The sequence below is a fragment of the Cellulomonas septica genome (assembly GCF_012396155.1).
In the GTDB taxonomy this organism is placed as follows: domain Bacteria; phylum Actinomycetota; class Actinomycetes; order Actinomycetales; family Cellulomonadaceae; genus Cellulomonas; species Cellulomonas septica.
On record NZ_JAAXOY010000111.1, the window covers coordinates 1 to 7,640 of the forward strand.

Sequence of the window (7,640 nt, forward strand, 5' to 3'; positions counted from 1 at the left end):
CGGGCACGCCGCGGCCCGCGTCACCCCGGGGGGTGCGCGGGCCGCGGGTCGAGCGGTCGGACGGCCGGGTCAGCCCTTGACGGCACCACCCAGCAGGCCGCGGACGAAGTACCGCTGGAGCGCGAGGAACACGATGAGCGGCACGATCATCGCGATGAACGCACCCGCCGACAGCAGGTGCCACTGCGACCCGCGGGTGCCCGCGAGCTCGGCGACGCGCACCGTCAGCGGGGCGACGTCGGGCGTGCCGCCCGCGAACACCAGCGCGACGAGCAGGTCGTTCCACACCCACAGGAACTGGAAGATCGCGAACGACGCGATCGCGGGCGTGAGCAGCGGCAGGAGCACCTGGAAGAAGATCTTCACGTGCCCGGCGCCGTCGACGCGCGCGGCCTCGACGAGCGACGGCGGGATGTCCTTCATGAAGTTGTGCAGCAGGTAGATCGCGAGCGGCAGCGCGAAGATCGAGTGCGACAGCCACACGACCCAGAACGAGCCCGCGAGCCCCCACGACACGTACTGGGAGAGCAGCGGGACGAGCGTGACCTGGATCGGCACCACCTGGAGTGCGAACACGCCCACGAACAGCAGGTTCCGACCCCGGAAGTCGATCCAGGCGAACGCGTACGCCGCGAGCAGCGCGAGCGAGATCGGGATGAGGACCGCGGGCAGCGTGATGACGAGCGAGTTCAGGAAGTAGGTCGCCAGGCTCGTCGAGGACCCGAACAGCGCCTCCTGGTAGTTGTCGAGCGTGAGCTCCGGGTTCCACGGAAGCGTCCACCAGCCCGACGACCGGATCTCCGCACGCGGGCGGAACGACGTCACGAACAGGCCGAACGTCGGGACGGTCCACAGGACCGCGATGACGATCGCGATGCCCGACGCCCACGGGGAGCTGAGCTTGCCCTTGACGGCGATGGCGCGCTTCTCCGCGCGGGACATCTTGCGCGCCGGCCTGACGGCGCGGGTGTCGGCCTCGGTCTCGTCGACCAGGTTGGTGGGCGGGATGACGGTCATCGGATCTCCTCCGAGAGTCGCAGCTGCCGCACGTTGTAGACGACGATCGGGATGACGAGGACGAAGAGCAGCACCGCGAGCGCAGCACCGAACGCCGGGTTCTGGGCCCGGAAGGACTGCGTGTAGTACTCGTAGGCCACGACGGACGTGCCGAAGTTGCCGCCGGTCATCGTCCGGACGATGTCGAACACCTTGAGCGTCGCCATGGCGATGGTCGTGAGCACGACCACGAGCGCGGGCCGGATGCTCGGGACGGTGATGAAGCGGAACATCTTGGCGCCGCCCAGGCCGTCGAGGCGCGCGGCCTCGACGATGTCGTCGGGGATGGCCTTGATCGCCGCGGAGAGCACGGTCATCGCGAAGCCGGCCTGGATCCACACCATGACCGCGATGAGGAACAGCGTGTTCCACGGTTGGTTGAGCAGGAACTGCTGCGGTGGCAGCCCGAGCCACACGAGGACCTGGTTCGCGAGCCCGATCTGCTGGATGTTGCCCTGGTCGGGCCGGTACTCGTAGACGAACTTCCAGATGATCGACGCACCGACGAGCGAGATCGCCATCGGCAGGAAGATCAGCGTCTTCGCGAACGACTCGAACCGGGTGCGGTCCACCATCACGGCGTACACGAGCCCGATGAAGGTCGCGGCGAGCGGGACCAGGACGACCCACAGCAGCGTGTTGCGCAGGACGATCTGGAACTGGTCCTCGGTGAACGCCTTCACGTAGTTGTCGAACCCGACGAACGCGTCGCCGCTGTTGTTGTAGAACGAGTCGCGGATCGTCCGCAGGCCGGGGTACAGCAGGCCGAACGTGAGGAACAGCAACGTCGGGCCGAGGAACCCGAGCGCGACCACCCAGACGGGCAGCCGCTTGATCCGGTCGACGCCGAACAGGATCAGACCCATCACGACGACGAACAGCAGGATCGCGAGCACCATCAGCGTCAGCTTCTCGCCCGTGGTGTCGGGGCGGATCAACCAGTCCATGGCTCACCTTTCATCGCCGTCCAGGCCGGCGTCGATGCACGGGGGGAGGCGCGCGAGCCGTGCGCGCAGGGGACCGCCGGTGGGACGGCCGTGGTGGGGGCCCGCGGACGGACCCCCACCACGTCGTGTCACACCGGTCGAGGCGTCACTGCGGCCAGGCCGCCTCGATGTTGTCCAGCGTCTCCTCGTCGGACTGGTCCTCGGCGATCCACGCCGTCATCTGCTTCCAGAACGCGTCGGCGCCGACGGCACCGGGCATCTGGTCGGACCCGTCGAACCGGAAGATGTACGAGTCGTCGGTGAGCAGGTCGAACGACAGCTTGTCGATCGGCGACTGCAGCAGCGCCGGGTCGAGGCCGTTGTTCGCGGACAGCCAGCCCTGGCCGGTGACCTCGGCCTTCTTGTTCGCCCACTCGGGGCTCGACAGGTAGGCCTGGAACGCCGCGACCTCGGGACGGTCGGCGAACGCCGTCACGAACTCACCGCCGCCGAGCAGCGGCTTGTCGTCCTCGGTCTTGCCCGGCAGGTAGAAGGCGTAGACGTCGCCGTCCTCGGCGACCGTGAGGCTCTCGTCCCAGTTGGCCTGGTAGAAGTTCGCCGCACGGTGCAGGAAGCAGGCGCCGTCCGGGATCGGCTGCGCCGCCTCGTTCCACGGGGTCGTCGCGATGGACGTCACGTCGCCCCAGCCGCCGTTGACGCGCTCCGAGTCCTTGAGGATCGAGCCGACGGTCCCGAGCGCCTCGAGGATCTGCGGGTCGTTGAACGGGATCTCGTGGTTGACCCACTGGTCGTAGACGTCCGCACCGGCGGTCCGCAGGACGACGTCCTCGAGCCAGTCGGTGGCCGGCCAGCCGGTCGCGTCGCCGGACTCGATGCCCGCGCACCACGGCTGCACGTCGGGGTGGTCCTCACGGATCTGGTCGGTCAGCGCGATGAGGTCGTCCCACGTCGTGGGGATCTCGTAGCCGTTCTCCTCGAACGCCGACGGCGAGTACCAGACGAACGACTTCACGTTGGCGCCGAGCGGCGTCGCGTAGAGCGTGCCGTCGACCGTGCCGTAGTTGACCCAGCCCTCGGTGTAGTACTCGTTCGCGTTGTCGATGACGGCCTGCGGGGCCGGCACGACGACGTCCGGGTACTGCTCGACGATCGACTTCAGGAAGCCGGGCTGCGGGATGTACGCGATGTCCGGCGGGTTGCCGGCCTGGAGGCGCACCGGGAGCTGCGCCTCGAACTCGCGCGACCCCTCGTACTCGATCTTCGCGCCCGTGCACTCCTCGAACGGGGCGTAGGAGTCGATCTGCTGCTGCGACTCCGGGTCCACGATCGAGGTGTAGACGCTGATCGTCTTCCCCGACAGGTCGCCGTAGTCCTCGTACGCGGTGCAGTCCGTCGTCGACGACGCGCCGTCGCCGCTGCCCCCGTCGTCGTCGCTTCCCGAACAGGCGGTGAGCACGAGCACGAGACCCGCCCCCGCCGCCGCTGCCGCGGTGTAGCCGCGACGCTTGCGCAAGCCGTTCATGAGACCTCCACGTCGTCATGGTCCGGACGCGCGACTCCACCCCGTCGCGCCCTCCCCAGCGATGCAAGTCGTTGCGCAAGGGTTTCGCAACCGGCGCACGGGGACAGAACGGTCACAATTGGGCAACGCACACGTGTCAGCGCCGTGGCGGCCGTTGCCCGCGGCACCTGCGACGACGCCCGCGGGCGTGCTGTCGTCAGTCGACGAGGCTGCGCAGGACGGCGACGACGCCGTCGTCCTCGATGGTCCCCGTGACCTCGTCCGCCGCGGCGCGCACGACGTCGGACGCGTGACCCATCGCCACGCCCCGCGCCGCCCACCGGAGCATCTGCACGTCGTTGGACCCGTCGCCCACGGCGACCGTCGCGAACGGCTCGACGCCCTCGTGCTGCCGGATCTCCTCGAGCGCGCTGGCCTTCGACACCCCGCCCGGCGTCAGGTCGAGCCACGCCGACCACCCGACGGCGTACTCGACCTCGTGCAGGCCGACGCGCTCCACGAGCGCGTGGAACTCCTCGGGGCTCGCCTCGGGCGCCCGGATGACGACGCGCGTCGCGGGGGTCGCCGCGAGCTCGTCGAACGGCACCACCTGCACGCGCCCGGACAGCTCGCCCGCCGGGAAGTCCGCGGACACCTTGAAGCCGACGCCGAGGTCCTCGACCGCGAACAGCGCGTCGGGCAGCTCCATCGCGATCGTCCGCAGCGCCGGACCGGGGTCGAACGTCACGGACTTCGTGATCTCGAAGCCCTCGTCGCGGCCGTCGATGCGGGCCGTCACCGCGCCGTTCGAGCACACGACCCAGCCCTCGGTGAGCCCGAGGTCGCGCGCGACCGGCACCGCGGAGTGCGCGCCGCGGCCCGTCGCGAGCACGACGTGCACCCCCGCCTCCCGCACCGCCGCGATCGCGTCCCGCACGTCGGCGGAGATGACGCCGTCGTACGACATGAGCGTGCCGTCGACGTCGAGCGCGACCATCGTGCAGCGGCTCATCGCACGGGCTCCAGGACCTCGAGACCGCCCAGGTACGGGCGCAGCGCCTCCGGGACGCGCACCGACCCGTCGGCCTGCTGGTGGTTCTCGAGGATCGCGACGATCCAGCGCGTCGTCGCGAGCGTGCCGTTGAGCGTCGCCGCCGGACGGACCGTGCCGTCGGCGGTGCGCTCGCGCACCCCCAGGCGGCGGGCCTGGTACGTCGTGCAGTTGGACGTCGAGGTGAGCTCGAGCCACCGCTGCTGGCTCGGCAGCCACGCCTCGCAGTCGAACTTGCGGGCCGCGCTGCTGCCCAGGTCGCCCGCCGCGGTGTCGATCACGCGGTACGGCAGCTCGACGAGGTCGAGCATCGCCTTCTCCCAACCGAGGATGCGGCGGTGCTCGTCGGCCGCGTCCTCGACCGTCGTGTACGAGAACGCCTCGACCTTGTGGAACTGGTGCACGCGGATGATGCCGCGCGTGTCCTTGCCGTACGACCCCGCCTCGCGGCGGTAGCACGCGCTCCACCCCGCGTACCGCTTCGGGCCGCCCGTCAGGTCGAGGATCTCGCCGCTGTGGTAGCCCGCGAGCGCGACCTCCGACGTGCCGACCAGGTACAGGTCGTCGGCGGGCAGGTGGTAGATCTCGTCCGCGTGCGCGCCGAGGAAGCCCGTGCCGGCCATGACCTCGGGCTTGACGAGCGTCGGCGTGATGACCGGCGTGAACCCGGCCGCGAGCGCCCGGTCGACGGCCGCGTTGAGCAGCGCGAGCTCGAGCCGAGCGCCGATGCCCGTCAGGTAGTAGAACCGCGCGCCCGAGACCTTCGCGCCGCGCTCGGTGTCGATCGCCGCGAGGCCCTCGCCCAGCGCCAGGTGGTCGCGCACCGCGAAGTCGTCGCCGTACTCCGCGGCGAAGTCGCGGGGGGTGCCGACGTGCTCGAGCACGACGTAGTCGTCCTCGCCGCCGCCCGGCACGCCGTCCTCGACGACGTTGCCGATCCGCCGGGCCAGGTCCGTCGCGTGCCGCTCGGCCTCGTCGGCCTCCGCCTGCAGCCCCTTGACCTTCTCCGCGATCGTCTTGCCGTGCGCGAGCAGCGACTGCTTCTCCTCGCCCTGCGCCGACGCGACCTTCTTGCCGTGCGCCTTCTGCTCGGCGCGCAGCGTCTCGAACTCGGTGAGGGCGGCGCGGCGGCGGGAGTCGGCGTCGAGGACCTGGTCGACGAGGGACGGGTCGTCGCCACGGAGCCGCTGGCTGGTCCGGACGAGCTCGGGTTCCTCCCGCAGGAGCCGCAGATCGATCACCCGCCGACTCTACCGACCACCCCGCACCCCCCGCCCCGCACCCGACCGGCCCCCGCTGCGCCGAGTCTCGCGGAGCGCACGGGTGGGAGAGGGCGGTGGCGAGGACCGAGGTGGGAGTGGTGCGGGGCGTTCCGGCGGGTCAGGGGCGGGTGGCCGTAGATTGCCCGTGTGTCGTGGGAGGGGTGGGTCGCGGTCGTGGCGGGTGCGCTCGCGCTCCTCTCGCTGCTCCTCGTCCTCGTGCTGCTCGTCCGGCAGCGCGACCTCCGGCGGCGCATCGAGTCGCCCGGCGTCGCGCGGTCGGCCCGCGCGCTGCGGCTCGCGCGCGAGATCGAGGGCAGCGGGCAGCTCGTCGCGTTCGTCGCGAACCCGTCGAAGCCCGACGTCGCGCACCTGCGCGCCGCGGTGCTGCGGCTGTGCGCCGAGCAGGAGCTGCCCGAGCCGCTGTGGCTCGAGACGACCGTCGAGGACCCGGGCGTGGGCCAGACGCGCGAGGCGGTCGAGCGGGGCGCGGACGTGGTCGTCGCGATCGGCGGCGACGGGACGGTCCGGGCGGTCGCCGAGGGTCTCGTCGGGACGGGCGTGCCGATGGGCCTCATGCCGCTCGGCACGGGCAACCTGCTCGCGCGGAACCTCGACATCCCGCTGTCCGACCCGCTCGCGGCGATGCGCGTCGCCGTCGAGGGCCGCGACCGCACGATCGACGTCGGCTGGCTGCGCGTGCAGCGCTGGGAGTCCGACGTGCACGACGACGTCGCCGAGGCCGCGGACGACCTGCCCGACGACGGGGACGTCCCGCGCGACCACATCTTCCTGGTCATCGCGGGCGTCGGGTTCGACGCGGCGATGGTCGCCGACGCCGACGAGCAGCTCAAGGCGCGCGTCGGCTGGATCGCCTACTTCGTCGCGGGCATGAAGCACCTGCACGGCCGTCGCAGCCGCGTGCACGTCCGGCTCGACGACCAGCCCGTCACCTCGACCCGGCTGCGCAGCCTGCTCATCGGCAACTGCGGGAAGCTGCCCGGCGGCATCACGCTGCTGCCCGACGCGGAGCTCGACGACGGCTGGTTCGACGTCGCCGCGATCGACACGCGCGCCGGGATCGCCGGGTGGGCGCAGCTGTTCGGCGAGGTCGTGCTCCAGGGCGTCGGGGTCCGCAACGACCTGCCGGCGAAGATCGGCCGGATCGACCACACGCGCGCGCAGGAGGTGCGGCTCGTCGTGCCGGGCGGCGACCACGTGCAGGTCGACGGCGACGTCGTCGGACGGGTCACCGAGCTCACGGCCCGGGTCGACCCCGGCGCGCTGGTGGTCCGCGTTCCGACCCGCTGACCGCGGCACGGCCTGCCACGAGCCGGGTCGGCGTCGGCGTTGCTCCGGGGTGGTGAAGATCGTCCGGTTCCTCCCCGGATGTCCGACGTCGCCGTTACCGTGGACACGAGTCGCCGTGGACGTGCGTGTGCGCGCGACGTCGAGGACGAGCCCGGCCCGCAGCGGCAGGCCCGTCCGTCGGAGGACCACCGAGCAGCGCGGACGAGGAGGACGGTGACCACCGACAGCCGCCCCGAGCCCCCGGGCGGGTCGCCGCACCGGACGGCGCCCACACCGGTGGTCCCGATGCCGCCGCGCGTCGCGCCGTCGCCGGATGCCTTCCGCAGCGTCAGCCCCACGCCCTTCTCGGCACCCCCGTCGCCCACGTCGACGCCGCGTGCCCACGTCGTCGGAGCACCACCGTCCCGCCGGGCGACGTCCGCCTCGCTCGTGCTCGCGACCGCCGGAGCGCTCGCGGCGGTCGCCGTTGTCGCCGCGTTCGCCGTCACGGCGCTCGTCGGGCAGACGGCCTTCCC

The 7,640-nt window shown here is 71.7% G+C and carries 6 protein-coding genes and 1 pseudogene; 2 read left to right on the plus strand and 5 right to left on the minus strand.

Features of this window, described 5'->3' with window-relative positions:
• Positions 1 to 69 precede the first annotated feature (69 nt).
• The 5 genes from HGA02_RS06370 to serS form a co-directional block, all read right to left on the minus strand.
• Positions 70 to 1,017: a carbohydrate ABC transporter permease gene (locus HGA02_RS06370; protein WP_168678317.1), complete on the minus strand. Its 948-nt coding sequence runs from the start codon at positions 1,015 to 1,017 to the stop codon at positions 70 to 72.
• The gene (locus HGA02_RS06375; RefSeq protein WP_168678318.1) at positions 1,014 to 2,003 is read right to left on the minus strand and encodes a carbohydrate ABC transporter permease; all 990 of its coding nucleotides are present in this window, start codon (positions 2,001 to 2,003) and stop codon (positions 1,014 to 1,016) included. The genes HGA02_RS06370 and HGA02_RS06375 overlap by 4 nt, the downstream gene beginning before the upstream one ends.
• A gap of 145 nt (positions 2,004 to 2,148) precedes the next feature.
• The gene (locus tag HGA02_RS06380) at positions 2,149 to 3,525 is read right to left on the minus strand and encodes an ABC transporter substrate-binding protein (RefSeq protein WP_168678320.1); all 1,377 of its coding nucleotides are present in this window, start codon (positions 3,523 to 3,525) and stop codon (positions 2,149 to 2,151) included.
• Between the two features lie 196 nt (positions 3,526 to 3,721).
• Entirely contained in the window at positions 3,722 to 4,516 is a 795-nt protein-coding gene (locus HGA02_RS06385) for an HAD family hydrolase (protein ID WP_168678322.1), read from the minus strand.
• Positions 4,513 to 5,796: a serine--tRNA ligase gene (gene serS, locus HGA02_RS06390; RefSeq protein ID WP_168678324.1), complete on the minus strand. Its 1,284-nt coding sequence runs from the start codon at positions 5,794 to 5,796 to the stop codon at positions 4,513 to 4,515. Before serS ends, HGA02_RS06385 begins: the two co-directional genes overlap by 4 nt.
• Positions 5,797 to 5,964: 168 nt before the next feature.
• On the opposite strand from serS, the gene HGA02_RS06395 reads away from it, so the two are divergent.
• Complete coding sequence (locus HGA02_RS06395; protein WP_168678325.1) at positions 5,965 to 7,125, plus strand: diacylglycerol kinase family protein; 1,161 nt, start codon at positions 5,965 to 5,967, stop codon at positions 7,123 to 7,125.
• Positions 7,126 to 7,338: 213 nt separating this feature from the next.
• Positions 7,339 to 7,640, plus strand: a pseudogene (locus HGA02_RS20355) (hypothetical protein); the annotation flags it as partial.